This is a genomic window from Streptomyces sp. NPDC028314 (assembly GCF_055565795.1).
The window spans coordinates 295741-312671 of sequence record NZ_JBVHTP010000009.1 but is presented as its reverse complement, the minus strand read 5'-3'; the positions used below and the strand labels follow the sequence as shown (position 1 = coordinate 312671).

Here is a 16931-nt window from a genome sequence, read left to right as displayed (position 1 = left end):
CCGGGGCGGCCGGTACCGCGCTGGCACGTGATGCCGCAGCGACGTCGGCATCGCCCACGGCCCTGGCCGCTGCGGGCGTCCCCTCCGATCCTGCCCCCGCCCTAGGCGCCGCAGCACCTCGCCTGGCGGGGGTATCGGGTCGGCTCGGGCCCGGGCCGGATCACACCGCGCTGGCACCTGATGCCGCAGTGACTCCGGCGTCGCCTGCGGCTCCGACGGCTGCGGGAGTCTCCGCCGCGTCTGCCTCCGCCCCGCGTGCCGCAGCATCTCGCCCGGCTGGGGCGGCCCACGCCGGGCCCGGGCCGGATCACGCCGCGCTGGGACCTGATGCCGCAGTGACTCCGGCATCGCCTGTGGCTGCGGGAGTCTCCTCCGTGTCTGCCTCCGCCCTGGGCCCCGCAGCACACCGCCCGGCCGGGGTGGCGGCCGACCCCGCCCCTGCACTGGGGCGCAGCACGGAGCCACCGCACGCCGCAGCGACTCCGGCGCCGGTCCCCACCGGGGCACTGACCTGGACCTCGGCCTCGGCGGCAGCCCGCCCCGCACTCACCCCGGCCCCGGACTCGGCCTCCCGACCCGCCGCAGCGCCCGGCTGTCTGCCGGAAACACCCCACGCCACCGCAACCCCGGGGTCGCCGGCCACAGCCCCGACGTCGCCGTCGACGGGAGCCCGCCCCGCGCCCGCCCTGGGCCGTGCCCCGGAGGCACCTCACACCGCCGGTGCGGCGGCCCACCCCGGCCCCGCCCTGGGCCGGACCGTGGAGGCACCCGACGCCGCAGTGACTCCGGCATCACCTGCGGCCCCCGCCGCAGCGGGAGTCCACTCCGCGCCCGCTCCGGCCCCGGCTGCTGCGGCAACGCACCCTGCCCCCGCCCTGGGCAACATCCCGGACACGCCTCACACCACAGCAGCTCCGGCACCGGCTGAGGCGTCGGCGTCGGCTTCAGCGGGGGCCCACCCGGCACCCGCTCCGGCCACGGCCGCAGCAGCCAGCCCCGCCGCCGGGGAAGCCCACGCCGGAACCCCCACGGGGCGCACCCCCGAGGTGGCTCACGCCGCCCCCGCCCCCGCGCCGCTCCCCACTTCGGCCCCGGCCCCGGCAGGAACACACCCCGCCCCGGCCCCGGCAGGAGCGCACCTCGCACCGGCCTCGGCAGGAGCGCACCCCGCACCGACCCCGGCGGGAGCGCACCCCGCATCCCCAGCGGCCCTAAGCCCCTCGGCAGCCCACTCCGCCGGGGCCGGAGCCGACCCCGCCTCGGCGGGAGCCAACCCGGCCCCGGCACCGGAACGCGCAGCCGCACACCCCACCCCGCCCCTGGGCCGCACCCCGGAGGCACCTCACGCCGTAGCACCCCCCGACCTGCTGACGGTCCACCCCACCCCCGGCCCCACCCCCACCCCCGCGTCGGGCCCCACGGCGGAGGCCACGCCGGCGCCGTCCCTCACGCCGGCTCCGGCGTGGGGGTTGGCCCCGGCTCCGGGGTTTCCACCCGCCGCGCGCCCCCGGCAGGGCACGCCGACGCAGGGAGCCCCGGCCGCGGACGCAGCCTCTGAGGGCACCGCGCTGCTCTGGCTGGCGCCCACCTCGCCCTCCGCCCACACCGGCCCGGCTTCGGGCCCCACGCCGGAGGCCACGCCGCCGGCGCACGCCGCCTCGGCCCCGACGCCAGGGCCCACCCCGCCGCCGGAGCCCGCCCGGCCCGGCAGCGGGAACCAGGACCCGCCCGGCCCTCCGCCCGCACCGCTGTCCGAGCCCGCCGCCCTCGAACCGCAGCCGGCCCGGGCCCAGGTCCCGGCCCCGTCGCCCGAAGAGGCCGTTCCGCCTCAGGCGCCGGTGCCCCCCGTGGTCGGCGTGCCGAGGCAGCTGGGCGGGGGCTGGCGGCTCCGGGTGGGCGGGACCAGCCCCGTCGGGCCGGAACCCGCGGCGCTGCCCGACCTGCTGGACCACCCCGACCCGGCCATCGCCGCCGAGGCCGCAGCCGTGGAGAACCTGCTGCGCTGCTGGGTCCGCGAAAGCGGCCTCGGCCGCCCCGACGGGCCTCCCGGAACCCTGCTGCGCATCCCCCTGCCCGCGTCCGGCACGGCACTGCTCGTCGCGGTCCGGCACTGGTCCCCGGCGGGATGGCACCGCTTCGCGCCGGCCCGGCTCCAAGGCGCCCCCGCCGACGCCCCCGCCCTGGACGCCGTCACCCTCGCCGGCCTCATCGCCCGTGAGGGCACCGGCCGGGGCGGCGCCGACCTCGTCGGCAGGGTCGCCGACTCGGTGCTCCGCACAACGGAGTTCATCTCCGCCCGCAGAGCCCGCCCCGCAGCACCCGAACCCGTCGCCGAGGACCGCTTCCTCACCGCCGAACAGTCCCTCCTCCTCGGCCACCCCCTGCACCCGACCCCGAAGAGCCGCGAAGGACTCTCCGAAGCAGAGGTGCGCCGCTACTCACCCGAACTCCACGGCTCCTTCCCCCTGCACTGGTTCGCGGTCGCGCCCACCGCCCTCGCCACCGACTCCGCCTGGACCGAACGCGGCCGCCCGGTCTCCGCCACCGCGCTCCTCTCCTGGCTCGCTCCCGGCCTCCCGCTGCCCGCCGGCACCACCCCCCTTCCCCTTCACCCCTGGCAGGCCCGCGACCTGCTCGACCGCCCCGCCGTCGCCGCCCTCCGCGACGCGGGACTCCTGACCGACCTGGGCCCGCACGGAGAGCCCTGGCATCCCACCTCCTCGATCCGCACCGTCCACCGCCCCGGCGCCCCCGCGATGCTCAAGCTGTCCCTGGGCCTGCGCATCACCAACTCCCGCCGGGAGAACCTCCGCAAAGAGCTCCACCGCGGAGTGGAGGTTCACCGGCTGCTCCGCACCGGCCTCGCCGAGCAGTGGCAGACGGCCCATCCCGGATTCGACATCGTCCGCGACCCCGCCTGGGTCGCCGTCGACGCCCCCGACGGCACCCCCGTCCAGGGACTCGACGTCCTGCTGCGCCACAACCCCTTCCGCTCGGGCGACGACGCCGTCTGCATCGCCGCACTCACCGCACCGCGCCCGTGGCCCGGCCGGACCACGATGCGCTCCCGGCTCGCCGAGAACGTTTCCCGGCTCGCCACCCTCACCGGACGCCCCACCCCGGCCGTCGCTGCCGAGTGGTTCCTGCGCTACCTCGACCACGTCGTCCTGCCCGTCCTCGCCCTGGACGCGCTCGCCGGGATCGCCCTGGAAGCGCACCAGCAGAACACCCTGGTGCTCCTCGACCAGGCCGGCTGGCCGATCGGCGGCCGCTACCGCGACAACCAGGGCTACTACTTCCGCGACTCCCACCGCGCGGAACTGCAGCGCCGGCTGCCCGGCATCGGCAGCGCCAGCGACACCTTCGTCTCCGACGCCGTCACCGACGAACGCTTCGCCTACTACCTCGCCATCAACAACGTGTTCGGCCTCATCGGCGCCTTCGGATCCCAGCACCTCGCCGACGAACGCGTACTTCTCGCCGCCTTCCGTCGCTTCCTCGGCAAGAACTCCCGCCTCGGACCGCTCCCCGCGCAACTGCTCGACTCACCCACCCTCCGCTGCAAGGCGAATCTGCTCACCCGCCTGGGCGGCCTGGACGAGCTCGTAGGACCCGTCGACACCCAGTCCGTCTACGTGACCATCGCCAACCCCCTCCACGATTGACGCGTCAGCACCGACACGGAGAAGAACCCCATGCCCTCAACCGACATCTCCAGCGGCCCCGTCGGCTCCGCCCTCACGGACGACGACCGCTCCGGCGAAGTGCGCCTCAACGCCCAGCTGTTGCCCCTGCTCGCCGAGGCCGACCTGCTCGACTCCCCGGCCGCATGGGGCGCCGTCGCCACGTCGGCCGGGGCCTTCGCCTTCGAACCCGTACGCCCGCGCCGAGACCTGGAGCTCCTCACGCGCTGGATGAACGACCCCGAAGTGGACGCCTACTGGGAACTCGCCGGCCCCGCCGCGGTCACCGAAGCCCACCTGCGGGCCCAGCTCGACGGCGACGGCCGCAGCATCCCCTGCCTCGGCCTCCTCGACGGCGCGCCGATGAGCTACTGGGAGATCTACCGGGCCGACCTCGACCCGCTCTCCCGCCACTACCCGGCGCGCCCCCACGACACGGGTATCCACCTGCTCATCGGAGACGGCACGAACCGCGGACGAGGCCTGGGGACCACACTGCTGCGCGCCGCCGCCGACCTGGTGCTCGACAACCGCCCCCGCTGCACACGCGTCATCGCCGAACCAGACATCCGAAACGCCCCCTCCGTATCAGCCTTCCTGAACTCCGGTTTCCGCTATTCCGCGGAAATCCGCCTCCCCGAGAAGCGCGCGGCCCTGATGATCCGGGAGCGGGCGCTGCGCAATCTCATCTGATTGCCGCCCCGCGGTCCGGAACCGCTGTGCTCAACACCTCTCCCTTCGAAAACTCTGCGTCACGCAGCAAAGTTCCCGATCTCAGAGGAGTCCCGTGCCGAATTTCCCCGCAGCCCCCGACTCCGCGGAGCCCGCCGTGCCCCCGTCGCCCCAGCACCCCTGCACGCCGCCCGAAATCAACCGCCCGACCTGGGGCTTCGCCGCCGCCCGCCTGCTCGGGAAGATGCTCGGCGAATTCGCGTACGAGGAGATCGTCCGTCCCGTCCCCGCCCCGGCCGCCGCCGGCGACGCCTGGACCCTGACCCTCGACGACGGCAGCAGCCTCGGCTTCCGTGCCCGCCGCCGCTCGTACGACAGCTGGCACGTCACCCCCGACACCATCACACTCACCCCGCCGCCCCCCTCCACGCAGACCCCGACCGCCTTCGGGGACCCGTACGAGTTCCTGGTCCGCGCCCGTACCCTCCTCGGTCTCGACGGAGGAACCCTGGGCCACCTGGTCCGCGAACTGAGCGCCACCCTCGCCGCCGACGCCCGCCTCGACCACCACGCACTCACCGCGGACGTCCTCGCCGACCTCGACTACGCCGCGCTCGAAGGCCACCAGACCGGCCATCCCTGGCTCGTCCTCAACAAGGGCCGCATCGGACTGTCCGCGGCCGACACCGCCGCCTGGGCCCCCGAGGCCCGCACCCGCCAGCGACTGCCCTGGCTCGCCGCCCACACCTCCCTGGCGGAGTACCGCGGCACGGCACGCCTGGAAGACCCCGCGCGCCTCTACGCCGACGAGCTCGACCCCGTCACCCGGGCCGCCTTCGACCAGACGCTGCGCGATCGCGGCCTCGACCCGCTCGGCTACCTCTACCTCCCGGTCCACCCCTGGCAGTGGGACGAGATCGTGCTGCCCCTCTTCGCCCCCGCCCTCGCCTCGGGGGAACTGGTCCCGCTGCCCGCCGATCCCGACGTCCGGCTCCCGCAGCAGTCGATCCGTACCTTCCTCAACCTCACCCGCCCCGACCGGCACAGCGTCAAACTGCCGCTCTCCGTCTTCAACACCATGGTCTGGCGGGGCCTGCCCTCCGACCTCGCACTCGCCGCCCCCGCCGTCACCGCCTGGATCCACTCGCTCCGCGACTCAGACCCCTTCCTGCGGGACGAATGCGGGGTCGTCCTGCTCGGGGAGGTCGCCTCCGTCACCGTCCGCCACCCCGTCTACGACCGGCTGCCCGAGGTCCCGTACCAGTACAAGGAGCTCCTCGGCGCGATCTGGCGCGAGCCCCTGACCGGCCGCCTGGCTCCCGGCGAGCGCGCCCGCACCCTCGCCTCCCTCCTCCACACGGACCCGCGCGGCCGCTCCTTCACCGCCGAGCTCGTCGCCCGTTCCGGCCTCACCCCCAGGGCCTGGCTGGAGCGGCTCTTCGCCGCCCTGCTGCCCCCGCTGCTGCGTTTCCTCTACCGCTACGGCACGGTGTTCTCCCCGCATGGGGAGAACGCGATCGTGATCTTCGACGAGCGCGAGGTCCCCGTCCGTCTCGCGGTGAAGGACTTCGTCGACGACGTCAACATCAGCCGCGAACCACTTCCCGAACACGCATCCATGCCCGAGGAGGTCCGCGCCGCCCTCCTCACCGAGCCGCCCGCCTTCCTCACCCAGTTCATCCACTCCGGTCTGTTCATCGGAGTCTTCCGCTACCTGTCGGCGATCTGCGAGGACCGGCTCGACGTCCCCGAGGCCGACTTCTGGTCCCTCGTACGGGCGGAAATCCTCCGCCACCAGGCCCGCTTCCCGGAGCTCAAGGAGCGCTACGAGCTCTTCGACCTGCTCACCGAACGCATCGACCGGCTGTGCCTGAACCGGAACCGGCTGCACGAGGACGGCTACCGGGACCGCCCGGACCGCCCGCACGCCGTCACGTACGGCACCGTCCCCAACCCTCTGCACCGGCCGTGACCACTCGCCGATGCGGGCACTGTCGGTGGCGCCCCTTAGGGTTGGCAGTGCTATGACGAAGCCCTCCCTCCCCGACCTGCTGCACGCCGCCGTCTCCGCCGTCGGCGGTACGGAGCGGCCCGGCCAGGTGGCCATGGCCGAAGCCGTTGCCGAAGCGATCGACGAGAACTCCCACCGGCTGATCCAGGCCGGCACCGGCACCGGCAAGTCCCTCGGCTACCTGGTGCCCGCCCTGGCGCACGGCGAGCGCGTGGTCGTGGCCACCGCGACCCTCGCCCTCCAGCGGCAGCTCGTCGAGCGCGACCTGCCCCGGACGGTGGACGCGCTGCATCCGCAGCTCCGCCGCCGCCCGCAGTTCGCCATGCTCAAGGGCCGTTCCAACTACCTCTGCCTGCACCGGCTCCACGAGGGCGCACCGCAGGACGAGGAGGAGGGCCTCTTCGACCAGTTCGAGGCGGCCGCCCCCACCAGCAAGCTCGGCAAGGACCTCCTGCGCCTGCGGGACTGGGCGGACGAGACCGAGACGGGCGACCGTGACGACCTGACCCCCGGCGTCTCCGACAAGGCCTGGGCGCAGATCTCGGTCTCCTCCCGCGAGTGCCTGGGCGCGACGAAGTGCGCGTACGGGGCCGAGTGCTTCGCGGAGGCCGCCCGCGAGCGGGCCAAGCTCGCCGATGTGGTGGTCACCAACCACGCACTGCTCGCCATCGACGCCATCGAGGGCGCCCCGGTGCTGCCGCAGCACGAGGTACTGATCGTGGACGAGGCCCACGAGCTGGTCTCCCGGGTCACCGGCGTCGCGACCGGCGAGCTCACCCCGGGCCAGGTCAACCGCGCCGTGAAGCGGGCCGCCAAGCTCGTCGACGAGAAGACGGCGGACTCCCTGCAGACCGCCTCCGAGTCCTTCGAGCGGGTCATGGAGCTGGCCCTCCCCGGCCGGCTGGAGGAGATCCCCGAGGACCTCGGCTACGCCCTCATGTCCCTCCGCGACGCCGCGCGCAACGTGATCTCGGCGGTCGGCAACACCCGCGACAAGTCCGTCCACGACGAGGACGCCGTCCGCAAGCAGGCCCTTGCCGCCGTGGAGAGCATCCACGCGGTGGCGGAGCGGATCGTGCTCGGCTCCGAGTACGACGTCGTCTGGTACGAGCGCCACGACCGCTTCGGCGCCACGCTCCGCGTCGCGCCCCTGTCGGTGTCCGGGCTGCTGCGCGAGAAGCTCTTCGAAGACCGCTCGGTCGTCCTCACCTCGGCCACCCTCAAGCTGGGCGGCGACTTCAACGGGGTCGCAGCCTCGCTCGGACTGTCCGCCGAAGGGATCGAGGGGGACGACGTACCGGTCTGGAAGGGCCTGGACGTCGGATCGCCGTTCGACTACCCCAAGCAGGGCATCCTCTACGTCGCGAAGCACCTGGCCACGCCAGGCCGGGAGGGCACCCGCGGCGACATGATGGACGAGCTCGCCGAGCTGATCGAGGCGGCCGGCGGCCGCACCCTCGGACTGTTCTCCTCCATGCGCGGAGCCAAGGCGGCCGCCGAGGAGCTGCGCGGGCGGCTCGACAACCCGATCCTGCTCCAGGGCGAGGAGACGCTGGGCGAGCTGATCAAGGCATTCGCGGCGGACCCGAAGACCTGCCTGTTCGGGACGCTGTCCCTGTGGCAGGGCGTGGACGTACCCGGCCCCAGCTGCCAGCTCGTGGTCATGGACCGGATCCCTTTCCCGCGCCCCGACGATCCGCTGATGAGCGCCCGGCAGAAGTCGGTCGAGGAGCACGGCGGCAACGGCTTCATGGCGGTGGCGGCCACCCACGCGGCTCTGCTGATGGCCCAGGGCGCGGGACGGCTCGTACGCGCCAGCGGTGACAAGGGCGTCGTCGCGGTGCTCGACCCCCGGCTGGCCACGGCCCGCTACGGGAGCTTCCTGCGGGCCACGCTGCCGGACTTCTGGTACACCGTCGACCGCAACCAGGTGCGCCGCTCGCTGGCAGCCATCGACTCGGTCGCACAGGCCGACGGGAAATAGCCCACCCGGGCGGACGGGAAACAGTCCACCGGGCACGGCCGTCGCGGATTCCCACCGCAGGCACTCGCGGACACAAAACAGCTCCGGGACCGGCGCAGTAGGTCCCGGAGCTGGATGGGGGCGCGGGCTTCAGACCCGGCGCAGTACGGCGACGACCTTGCCGAGGATGGTCGCCTCGTCGCCGGGGATCGGCTGGTAGGCGGCGTTGTGCGGAAGCAGCCAGACATGGCCGTCCTCGCGCTTGAACCGCTTGACCGTCGCCTCGCCGTCCAGCATGGCGGCGACGATGTCACCGTTCTCCGCGACCGGCTGGCGACGGACGGTGACCCAGTCGCCGTCACAGATCGCGGCCTCGATCATGGAGTCGCCGACGACCTTGAGAACGAAGAGCTCGCCGTCACCGACCAGCTGGCGGGGGAGCGGGAACACGTCCTCCACGGACTCCTCGGCAAGGATCGGGCCACCGGCCGCGATCCGCCCGACCAGGGGAACGTACGAGGCCGCGGGCTTGCCGGTGGTGTCCGTGGGCTGCGAGCTGGGCTGGTCCGAGCCGCGCACCTCGTACGCCCGGGGGCGGTGCGGGTCACGGCGCAGGAAGCCCTTGCGCTCCAGGGCCATCAGCTGGTGCGCCACCGACGAGGTGCTGGACAGGCCGACCGCCTGGCCGATCTCCCGCATCGACGGCGGGTAGCCCCGGCGCTGCACCGAATCGCGGATGACCTCGATGACCCTGCGCTGCCGGTCCGTGAGTCCGGAGCTGTCGGCGCGGATGCCTGGAGGTCGCCCTGGCAGCGAGCGTGCGGGGCGTGCGGGCTCCGCCTCCGGGTTCTGACTTGCGTCATTCATGGCATGCACCGGCTCGAGTCGGCTCTGGGAGCGGTTCTGGGCAGTGATGGTGGCACTGTCTGCGGTGGTGGTCACGTCGGCGGCCCCTCTCGAAATGTTCTCCCTAGCTGGACAACGGTAGTTGCTTTCGAAAGGTTGCGCCAAACACACGTTCGAGTGAAAAATCGCAGATCGTCCACCCGGTTCTTATCGAGGGGTGTATGGACTGGCGGTCCGCCGAACGCGGGTTCGGCCCCGCATCCGCTGCTTACGGTACCCTTCCGGGTCGTGTCGTCACCGTCCGGGCCGGGGTCCAGTGTGGCACCGCAAGCCCCCGTATCCGGGCAGCGGGCGTCGCGACACGCTGAGCGACGAAAATCCACCACAACCCAAGATCTAGTGGTTGGATGGGCGCTGCCACCCAGAAGTTGTGGTCCTCGGTCCGCCGAGGTCCCCGACATCGCATATGCTGGTGGCTGCTTCACCAGCCCCCGGCAGAGCGCAGTCTCCGCCGTTCAGGGGCTCCGTGAGGTGATTCGGTCGTGCCAAGAGGGAGGGTGAGGGAACCATGCACTGCCCCTTCTGCAGGCACCCCGACAGCCGCGTAGTCGACAGTCGCACCACGGACGACGGCACGTCGATCCGCCGGCGCCGTCAGTGCCCCGACTGCTCCCGTCGCTTCACGACGGTGGAGACGGCCTCGCTGATGGTGATCAAGCGCAGCGGGGTGACCGAACCGTTCAGCCGTACCAAGGTCATCTCTGGCGTCCGCAAGGCGTGCCAGGGGCGGCCGGTCACCGAGGACGCCCTCGCCAAACTCGGCCAGCGGGTCGAGGAGGCGGTGCGCGCCACCGGGAGTGCCGAGCTGACCACCCACGACGTGGGTCTGGCCATACTCGGCCCGTTGCAGGAGCTCGACCTCGTCGCGTACCTGCGGTTCGCATCCGTTTACAAAGCGTTCGACACCCTTGAAGACTTCGAGACCGCCATCGTGGAATTGCGCGAGCGACGGCCTCACCCCCTTGAGTGCGAGCCCGGTGGGACCCCCTCGGTCGTCCCCGTGCCCGCCTCCGCCGCCGACTGATCCGTCGGGCCGCATCGCAGCGCGGCCTGCCCGGCCTGTCAGGCGAGATTCGTAGATACAAGACACACAGCACCGTGCCGCGGAATATCGATGGCACTTTAGGGCGTTTTTGCCCGCATATGGGAGGCGGCATGACAGAGACGGCGAGCGGCTCGGCACGAGGTTCCCGCGCCAAGGGGACCAAGGCCACCAAGAGCGGCCTGCGGATCGAGCGCATCCACACCACCCCCGGCGTGCACCCGTACGACGAGGTGAGCTGGGAGCGCCGTGACGTCGTCATGACCAACTGGCGCGACGGCTCGGTCAACTTCGAGCAGCGTGGCGTCGAGTTCCCCGACTTCTGGTCGGTGAACGCGGTCAACATCGTCACCAGCAAGTACTTCCGCGGCGCGGTCGGCACCCCGCAGCGCGAGACCGGTCTGAAGCAGCTGATCGACCGGATCGTGAAGACGTACACGAAGGCCGGCGAGGACCACGACTACTTCGCGTCCCCCGCCGACGCGGAGATCTTCGAGCACGAGCTGACCTACGCCCTCCTGCACCAGATCTTCAGCTTCAACTCCCCGGTGTGGTTCAACGTCGGCACGCCCCAGCCGCAGCAGGTCTCCGCCTGCTTCATCCTCGCCGTCGACGACTCCATGGAGTCGATCCTCGACTGGTACAAGGAAGAGGGCATGATCTTCAAGGGCGGCTCCGGCGCCGGCCTGAACCTCTCCCGCATCCGTTCCTCCAAGGAGCTCCTCTCCTCCGGCGGCAACGCCTCGGGTCCGGTCTCCTTCATGCGCGGCGCCGACGCGTCCGCAGGAACGATCAAGTCGGGCGGCGCCACCCGCCGCGCGGCCAAGATGGTCGTCCTGGACGTGGACCACCCGGACGTCGAGGACTTCATCGCCACCAAGGTGAAGGAAGAGGAGAAGATCCGCGCCCTGCGCGACGCGGGCTTCGACATGGACCTGGGCGGCGACGACATCACGTCCGTCCAGTACCAGAACGCCAACAACTCGGTCCGCGTGAACGACGAGTTCATGACGGCCGTCGAGAACGGCACCAAGTTCGGCCTGCGCGCCCGCATGACCGGTGAGGTCATCGAGGAGGTCGACGCCAAGCAGCTCTTCCGCAAGCTGGCCGAGGCAGCGTGGGCCTGCGCCGACCCGGGCATCCAGTACGACGGTGTGATCAACAACTGGCACACCTGCCCCGAGTCCGGCCGCATCACCGCGTCCAACCCGTGCAGCGAGTACATGCACCTGGACAACACGTCCTGCAACCTCGCCTCGCTCAACCTGATGAAGTTCCTGAACGACGACGGCAAGGGCAACCAGTCCTTCGACGCCGAGCGCTTCTCCAAGGTCGTCGAGCTCGTCATCACGGCGATGGACATCTCCATCTGCTTCGCGGACTTCCCGACGCAGAAGATCGGCGAGAACACCCGCGCCTTCCGTCAGCTGGGCATCGGCTACGCCAACCTCGGCGCCCTGCTGATGGCCACCGGCCACGCGTACGACTCGAACGGCGGCCGCACCCTCGCCGCCTCGATCACCTCGCTGATGACCGGTACCGCGTACAAGCGCTCCGCCGAGCTGGCCGCGATCGTCGGCCCGTACGACGGCTACGCCCGCAACGCCGAGTCCCACAAGCGCGTCATGAAGCAGCACGCCGACGCCAACGCCGTCGCGCCGCGCACCGAGGACCTGGACAGCTCCATCTGGGCCGCGGCCACCGAGGCCTGGCAGGACGTCCTGCGCCTCGGCGAGAAGAACGGCTTCCGCAACTCCCAGGCCTCCGTCCTCGCGCCGACCGGCACCATCGGTCTCGCGATGTCCTGCGACACCACCGGTGTCGAGCCGGACCTGGCCCTGGTCAAGTTCAAGAAGCTCGTCGGCGGCGGCTCGATGCAGATCGTCAACGGCACCGTCCCGCAGGCCCTGCGCCGCCTCGGTTACCCCGAGGAGCAGATCGAGGCGATCGTCTCGCACATCGCCGAGCACGGAGTCGTCGTCGACGCCCCGGGCCTGAAGACCGAGCACTACTCGGTGTTCGACTGCGCCATGGGCGAGCGCTCCATCTCCGCGATGGGCCACGTCCGCATGATGGCCGCGATCCAGCCCTGGATCTCCGGCGCGATCTCGAAGACGGTCAACATGCCGGAGACGGCGACCGTCGAGGAGATCGAGGAGATCTACTTCGAGGCGTGGAAGATGGGCGTCAAGGCGCTCGCGATCTACCGCGACAACTGCAAGGTCGGCCAGCCCCTCTCCGCGAAGAAGAAGGAAGAGGAGAAGACCGAGGTCACCGAGAAGGCCGAGGAGACCATCCGCGCGGCGGTCGAGAAGGTCATCGAATACCGCCCGGTCCGCAAGCGCCTCCCGAAGGGCCGCCCGGGGATCACCACCTCCTTCACGGTCGGTGGCGCCGAGGGCTACATGACGGCGAACTCCTACCCGGACGACGGTCTGGGCGAGGTCTTCCTGAAGATGTCCAAGCAGGGCTCGACCCTCGCCGGCATGATGGACGCCTTCTCCATCGCCGTCTCGGTCGGCCTGCAGTACGGCGTCCCGCTGGAGACCTACGTCTCGAAGTTCACCAACATGCGCTTCGAGCCGGCCGGCATGACGGACGACCCGGACGTGCGGATGGCGCAGTCGATCGTCGACTACATCTTCCGCCGCCTGGCGCTGGACTTCCTGCCCTTCGAGACCCGCTCGGCCCTCGGCATCCACACCGCCGAGGAGCGTCAGCGCCACCTCGACACCGGCTCCTACGAGCCGCTCGACGGCGAGGAGCTCGACACCGAGACGCTGGCGCAGTCGGCCCCCCTCACCGCTGTCCCGGCCCCGAAGCCGACGGCAGTGGCCGAGGTCCCGGCCCCGAAGACGGCGCACTCCAGCGCCGAACTGGTCGAAATGCAGCTGGGCGTCTCCGCCGACGCGCCGCTGTGCTTCTCCTGCGGTACGAAGATGCAGCGCGCGGGCTCCTGCTACATCTGCGAGGGCTGCGGCTCCACCAGCGGTTGCAGCTGAAAGTAGGTAACCGCCAGGCGTAAAGCCTGGTCAGAGCGGGGAGTCGGGGAATACCGACTCCCCGCTCTTGCTATGTCGATTGCATGCGGTGCAACGGATCAGGGGGCTTTCCCAGCCTCCGACGCGGCCCGGGCCCTGGCCCGCTCGATCTCGTTGATATGGGTTTCCGTCCACTGGCGGAGCGCGGTGATCGGCTCCGCGAGGCTGCGGCCGAGCTCCGTCAGGTCGTATTCGACCCGGGGCGGAACGGTGGGATACACGGTGCGGGTGACGAACCCGTCGGCTTCGAGGCCGCGCAGAGTCTGAGTGAGCATCTTCTGCGACACGCCCTCGATGCGTCGGCTCAAGTCGGTGTACCGCAGGGTGCCTTCGAGGAGGGCGTCCACGACCAGAATGGTCCACTTGCCGGAGATGTGATCGAGGACCTGGCGTGTCGGGCACTTCGCGGAGTAGACGTCGGCGGGCAGCCCGGACGATTCCACAATGGTCTCCATGCGGGGAGAGTAACGCACAAAATAGTGCCTTCTTCCTGATGGAGAGTGACTCTCCGATAGTGAGTGACATGACGAGTCCCACGATGTCTGTCGCAGAAGCGATCCGCACCCGCCGCACCGTCCGCCATTACCTGCCCGACCCGATCCCGGATACCACGCTCGACGCGCTTCTCGGTCTCGCCGTTGAGGCCCCCACCAGCTGGAACCTGCAGGACCGGTCGATCGTCGCGGTATCCGGAGCCGAGGGCCGTGCGGGGCTGGCATGGGCCACGGGGGGCCAGCCCCAGCCGCAAGAGGCTCCGGTCGTACTGGTCTTCGTCGCCGAGCCCCAGTCCTGGCGTGATGACCACAGTGACGTCTACGAGCAGGCGCGGTGCGGCGGAGCATGGAGCGACGAGTTCATCGCGATGTTCTCCGCCGCATCACGGGCGTTCCAGGAGGATCTCGACCAGCGGGGTCTGCTCCGGGAGTACGCGGTCAAGGACGCCATGATCGCGGCCTCCTTCGTGATGCTTGCCGCTACGGAGATGGGCCTGGCGACTTCGCCCATGAACGGCTGGGACGAGGAGAAGGTGAAGAAGGTGATCGGGATCGGTGACCGTGACGACCTGGCCATCGCCCTGTTGGTGTCGGTCGGCTACCCGGCGGAGGACCGGCGCCATCCGGGGCGGCGTGCCCGGGAGCGCACCGTGTTCCGCGAATCGTACGGGGCCGACGGGGCGGGGAATACCGCACGCCGGGAATAGCTGCCCTGCACCAGTATCACGGCTGGACGCTGCTGCTGAGTAGCTGACGAAGCGGGGACGGGCCTTGGGCCGGTCCCCGCTTCTGCGTGCGCGGGCCCCGGGCCGGTCGGTTGTGGAGGGCCGTCCTGTGATCATTGTGCGGGGCGGGCCGACCGGCTGCCCCGGATTTCACGGTGGAGCGGGGGAACCATGTGGAGCAGTGACGAACTGGACCTGGACGCCTATCTGGCGCGGATCGGTCTGGCGGATGCGAGCGGGGGCGGGAGCGGGGAACTCCGGCCGGACCTGGAGACGTTGTTCGCAGTGACCCGGGCGCATATCGGCGCCATACCCTTCGAGAGCCTGGACGTCACGCTCGGCCGCCCCGTCGGGCTGGACGTCAAGGTGATTCAGGACAAGATCGTGCAGGGTCGCCGCGGCGGCTACTGCTACGAACAGAACTCGCTGCTGGCCGCCGCCCTGGAGCGGATCGGCTTCGAGGTCTCCGGGCGCGGTGCCCGCAACCGCACCCGGGGCGACAAGCTGCTCCCGGTGACGCATGCGGTGCTCATCGTCACCGTCGAGGGCGAACCGTGGCTGTGCGACGCCGGGTTCGGTCAGCCCGGACCGGTCGAGCCCGTACCGCTCGGCCGCACCGGCGTCGAAGTGCGGCAGGGGAAGTGGACGTACTCCGTCCATCAGGAGGGGGACGGCGTCCTCGCCCTCCGCCTCCTGCAGGGGGAAACCTGGCGGGACCTCTACGCGTTCTCTCCGCAGGTCTACCACCCCGTCGACTACGTGGTGCTGAACCACTACAGCTCCTCGCACCCGCGCTCCGCCTTCCTCGGCAAGGTCGTCGTCCACTACCCGGGCGAGTCCGTACGGCTGTCCCTCGTGGGGCGGGAGCTCAGCCGCCTGTATCCGGACGGGAGGCTCGAGCGGGAGACCGTTGGCCCGGACGAGCTGATCGCCGTGCTCGACCGGGAGTTCGGGCTTCGGCTGCCCGAGCGGGATGCGGCGGAACTGGTGCGGATCCACCGCGCCGGGGACTGACCCGGACCGCGCGCGGCCCGTACGATGGCGCGGTGCTGGTCAAGTGGATTCGCTGCACGGTGACGGACCGACGCGGGTTCGAGCGTGGACAGCGCAAATGGGCGGGGCTGCCCGGCGAGCCGGGATTCCGGGGGCAGGCTGGCGGCTGGAGCCGGGGACGGCAGGGCGTCGCGCACGTCTTCGCGTTCTGGGAGAGCCGTTCCTTCTACGACTCCTTCATGGCCCGCTCGTACGACCGGCTGGCCGCCTCCCAGAACGGCACCTACACCGACGCGCGGGTCACGCTCTTCGACCACCGCTTCGACGTGAAGACCGGCTTCGAGCCGCGCTTCTCCGACGCCGACGTGGTCCGGGTCGCCCACACCCGGGTGCGGGAGGGGCGGACGGACCACTTCGCCCTCATGCAGGAGAAGGTGTGGAACCCGGCCATGGCGGGTTCGCCCGGCATGATCCGGGGCCTCTTCGGGGAGGCCCCGGGCCGGGAGTTCCTGGTGCTGTCGATGTGGCGCGCGGCCGCCGAGCACGGCAAGTACCGGCAGGAGCGGGTGGAGCGGCTCTCGCTGCGCGCCCAGACCGAGGCCGATGTGGAGGCGCTCACCGGCGACGTCGTCGACCTCGAACCTTCTTGGACGGTATGACCGTACGACGAGCGGCGGCTTGACCGGCGTGCCCGGTGCACCGGCGCGAGGGTGGCCGAATAGGGTCGTGGAATGGTTCGACCACGGCGCATCATCCTTGTCCGGCACGGGGAATCGGAGGGCAATGTCGACGACTCGGTGTACGAGCGGGAGCCCGACCACGCCCTGCGACTGACCCGGACCGGGCGCGAACAGGCCGCCGCGGCCGGCGCACGGCTGCGCGAGCTCTTCGGCGACGAGTACATCAGCGCGTACGTCTCCCCGTACCGCCGGACCCTCCAGACCTTCCGGGAGCTGCGGCTCGATCCGGCGCGGGTCCGGATGCGCGAGGAGCCCCGGCTGCGCGAGCAGGACTGGGGCAACTGGCAGGACCGGGACGACGTACGGCTGCAGAAGGTGTACCGGGACGCGTACGGCCACTTCTTCTACCGTTTCGCGCAGGGCGAGTCGGGTGCGGACGTCTACGACCGGGTCGGGTCCTTCCTGGAGAGCCTCTACCGGAGTTTCGAGGCTCCGGACCATCCCGAGAACGTCCTGGTCGTGACCCACGGGCTGACCATGCGGCTGTTCTGCATGCGCTGGTTCCACTGGTCGGTGGCGGAGTTCGAATCCCTCTCCAACCCCGGGAACGGCGAATACCGGGTGCTGCTGCTGGGTCAGGACGGCCGGTACCGCATGGACCGCCCGTTTGAGCGCTGGACCACACCCGAGCCTTATGACCTGGACGGCTAGAGTGGCGCGC

Annotated in this window: 12 protein-coding genes; 10 read left to right on the top strand and 2 right to left on the bottom strand. The window is 71.2% G+C overall.

Features of this window, described 5'->3' with window-relative positions:
- Positions 1 to 1856: 1856 nt before the first annotated feature.
- The 4 genes from ACZ4TG_RS22185 (at position 1857) to ACZ4TG_RS22170 (ending at position 8350) form a co-directional block, all read left to right on the top strand.
- Positions 1857 to 3665: an IucA/IucC family protein gene (locus ACZ4TG_RS22185; RefSeq protein WP_468165362.1), complete on the top strand. Its 1809-nt coding sequence runs from the start codon at positions 1857 to 1859 to the stop codon at positions 3663 to 3665.
- Positions 3666 to 3695: 30 nt separating this feature from the next.
- The gene (locus ACZ4TG_RS22180) at positions 3696 to 4376 is read left to right on the top strand and encodes a GNAT family N-acetyltransferase (RefSeq protein ID WP_468165360.1); all 681 of its coding nucleotides are present in this window, start codon (positions 3696 to 3698) and stop codon (positions 4374 to 4376) included.
- Between the two features lie 94 nt (positions 4377 to 4470).
- Complete coding sequence (locus tag ACZ4TG_RS22175; RefSeq protein WP_468165358.1) at positions 4471 to 6327, top strand: IucA/IucC family protein; 1857 nt, start codon at positions 4471 to 4473, stop codon at positions 6325 to 6327.
- Between the two features lie 52 nt (positions 6328 to 6379).
- On the top strand, positions 6380 to 8350 hold the full coding sequence (locus ACZ4TG_RS22170; RefSeq protein ID WP_468165356.1) for an ATP-dependent DNA helicase: 1971 nt from the start codon (positions 6380 to 6382) through the stop codon (positions 8348 to 8350).
- A gap of 129 nt (positions 8351 to 8479) precedes the next feature.
- On the opposite strand, the gene lexA is transcribed toward ACZ4TG_RS22170, so the two are convergent.
- The gene (lexA, locus tag ACZ4TG_RS22165; protein ID WP_468165354.1) at positions 8480 to 9271 is read right to left on the bottom strand and encodes a transcriptional repressor LexA; all 792 of its coding nucleotides are present in this window, start codon (positions 9269 to 9271) and stop codon (positions 8480 to 8482) included.
- A 472-nt stretch (positions 9272 to 9743) separates the two neighbouring features.
- Between lexA and nrdR the strand changes: the two genes are divergently transcribed.
- Positions 9744 to 10259: a transcriptional regulator NrdR gene (gene nrdR / locus ACZ4TG_RS22160; protein ID WP_468165352.1), complete on the top strand. Its 516-nt coding sequence runs from the start codon at positions 9744 to 9746 to the stop codon at positions 10257 to 10259.
- A 131-nt stretch (positions 10260 to 10390) separates the two neighbouring features.
- Positions 10391 to 13279: a vitamin B12-dependent ribonucleotide reductase gene (locus tag ACZ4TG_RS22155; RefSeq protein WP_468165350.1), complete on the top strand. Its 2889-nt coding sequence runs from the start codon at positions 10391 to 10393 to the stop codon at positions 13277 to 13279.
- 98 nt (positions 13280 to 13377) lie between these two features.
- On the opposite strand, the gene ACZ4TG_RS22150 is transcribed toward ACZ4TG_RS22155, so the two are convergent.
- Positions 13378 to 13773: a winged helix-turn-helix transcriptional regulator gene (locus ACZ4TG_RS22150; protein WP_468165348.1), complete on the bottom strand. Its 396-nt coding sequence runs from the start codon at positions 13771 to 13773 to the stop codon at positions 13378 to 13380.
- An 83-nt stretch (positions 13774 to 13856) separates the two neighbouring features.
- Here ACZ4TG_RS22150 and ACZ4TG_RS22145 point away from each other — a divergent pair, with 83 nt between their 5' ends.
- The 4 genes from ACZ4TG_RS22145 to ACZ4TG_RS22130 all read left to right on the top strand — a co-directional run bounded on the left by ACZ4TG_RS22145 (position 13857) and on the right by ACZ4TG_RS22130 (position 16921).
- Positions 13857 to 14519, top strand: a complete 663-nt coding sequence (locus ACZ4TG_RS22145) for a nitroreductase family protein (protein ID WP_468165346.1) — start codon at positions 13857 to 13859, stop codon at positions 14517 to 14519.
- Positions 14520 to 14708: 189 nt separating this feature from the next.
- The gene (locus tag ACZ4TG_RS22140) at positions 14709 to 15551 is read left to right on the top strand and encodes an arylamine N-acetyltransferase family protein (protein WP_468165344.1); all 843 of its coding nucleotides are present in this window, start codon (positions 14709 to 14711) and stop codon (positions 15549 to 15551) included.
- A gap of 32 nt (positions 15552 to 15583) precedes the next feature.
- A complete protein-coding gene (locus ACZ4TG_RS22135) occupies positions 15584 to 16189 on the top strand; it encodes a YdbC family protein (protein WP_468165342.1) in 606 nt (201 codons plus the stop codon).
- A gap of 72 nt (positions 16190 to 16261) precedes the next feature.
- On the top strand, positions 16262 to 16921 hold the full coding sequence (locus ACZ4TG_RS22130) for a histidine phosphatase family protein (protein ID WP_468165340.1): 660 nt from the start codon (positions 16262 to 16264) through the stop codon (positions 16919 to 16921).
- The last annotated feature ends 10 nt before the right edge of the window (positions 16922 to 16931 follow it).

Excerpts from the sequence above, each read along its gene's own strand:
- ACZ4TG_RS22140 (WP_468165344.1), top strand. The coding sequence starts at position 14,709 with ATGTGGAGCAGTGACGAACTGGACCTGGACGCCTATCTGGCGCGGATC.
- nrdR (WP_468165352.1), top strand. The coding sequence starts at position 9,744 with ATGCACTGCCCCTTCTGCAGGCACCCCGACAGCCGCGTAGTCGACAGT.
- ACZ4TG_RS22130 (WP_468165340.1), top strand. The coding sequence starts at position 16,262 with ATGGTTCGACCACGGCGCATCATCCTTGTCCGGCACGGGGAATCGGAG.
- ACZ4TG_RS22150 (WP_468165348.1), bottom strand. The coding sequence starts at position 13,773 with ATGGAGACCATTGTGGAATCGTCCGGGCTGCCCGCCGACGTCTACTCC.
- ACZ4TG_RS22180 (WP_468165360.1), top strand. The coding sequence starts at position 3,696 with ATGCCCTCAACCGACATCTCCAGCGGCCCCGTCGGCTCCGCCCTCACG.
- ACZ4TG_RS22145 (WP_468165346.1), top strand. The coding sequence starts at position 13,857 with ATGTCTGTCGCAGAAGCGATCCGCACCCGCCGCACCGTCCGCCATTAC.
- ACZ4TG_RS22155 (WP_468165350.1), top strand. The coding sequence starts at position 10,391 with ATGACAGAGACGGCGAGCGGCTCGGCACGAGGTTCCCGCGCCAAGGGG.
- ACZ4TG_RS22170 (WP_468165356.1), top strand. The coding sequence starts at position 6,380 with ATGACGAAGCCCTCCCTCCCCGACCTGCTGCACGCCGCCGTCTCCGCC.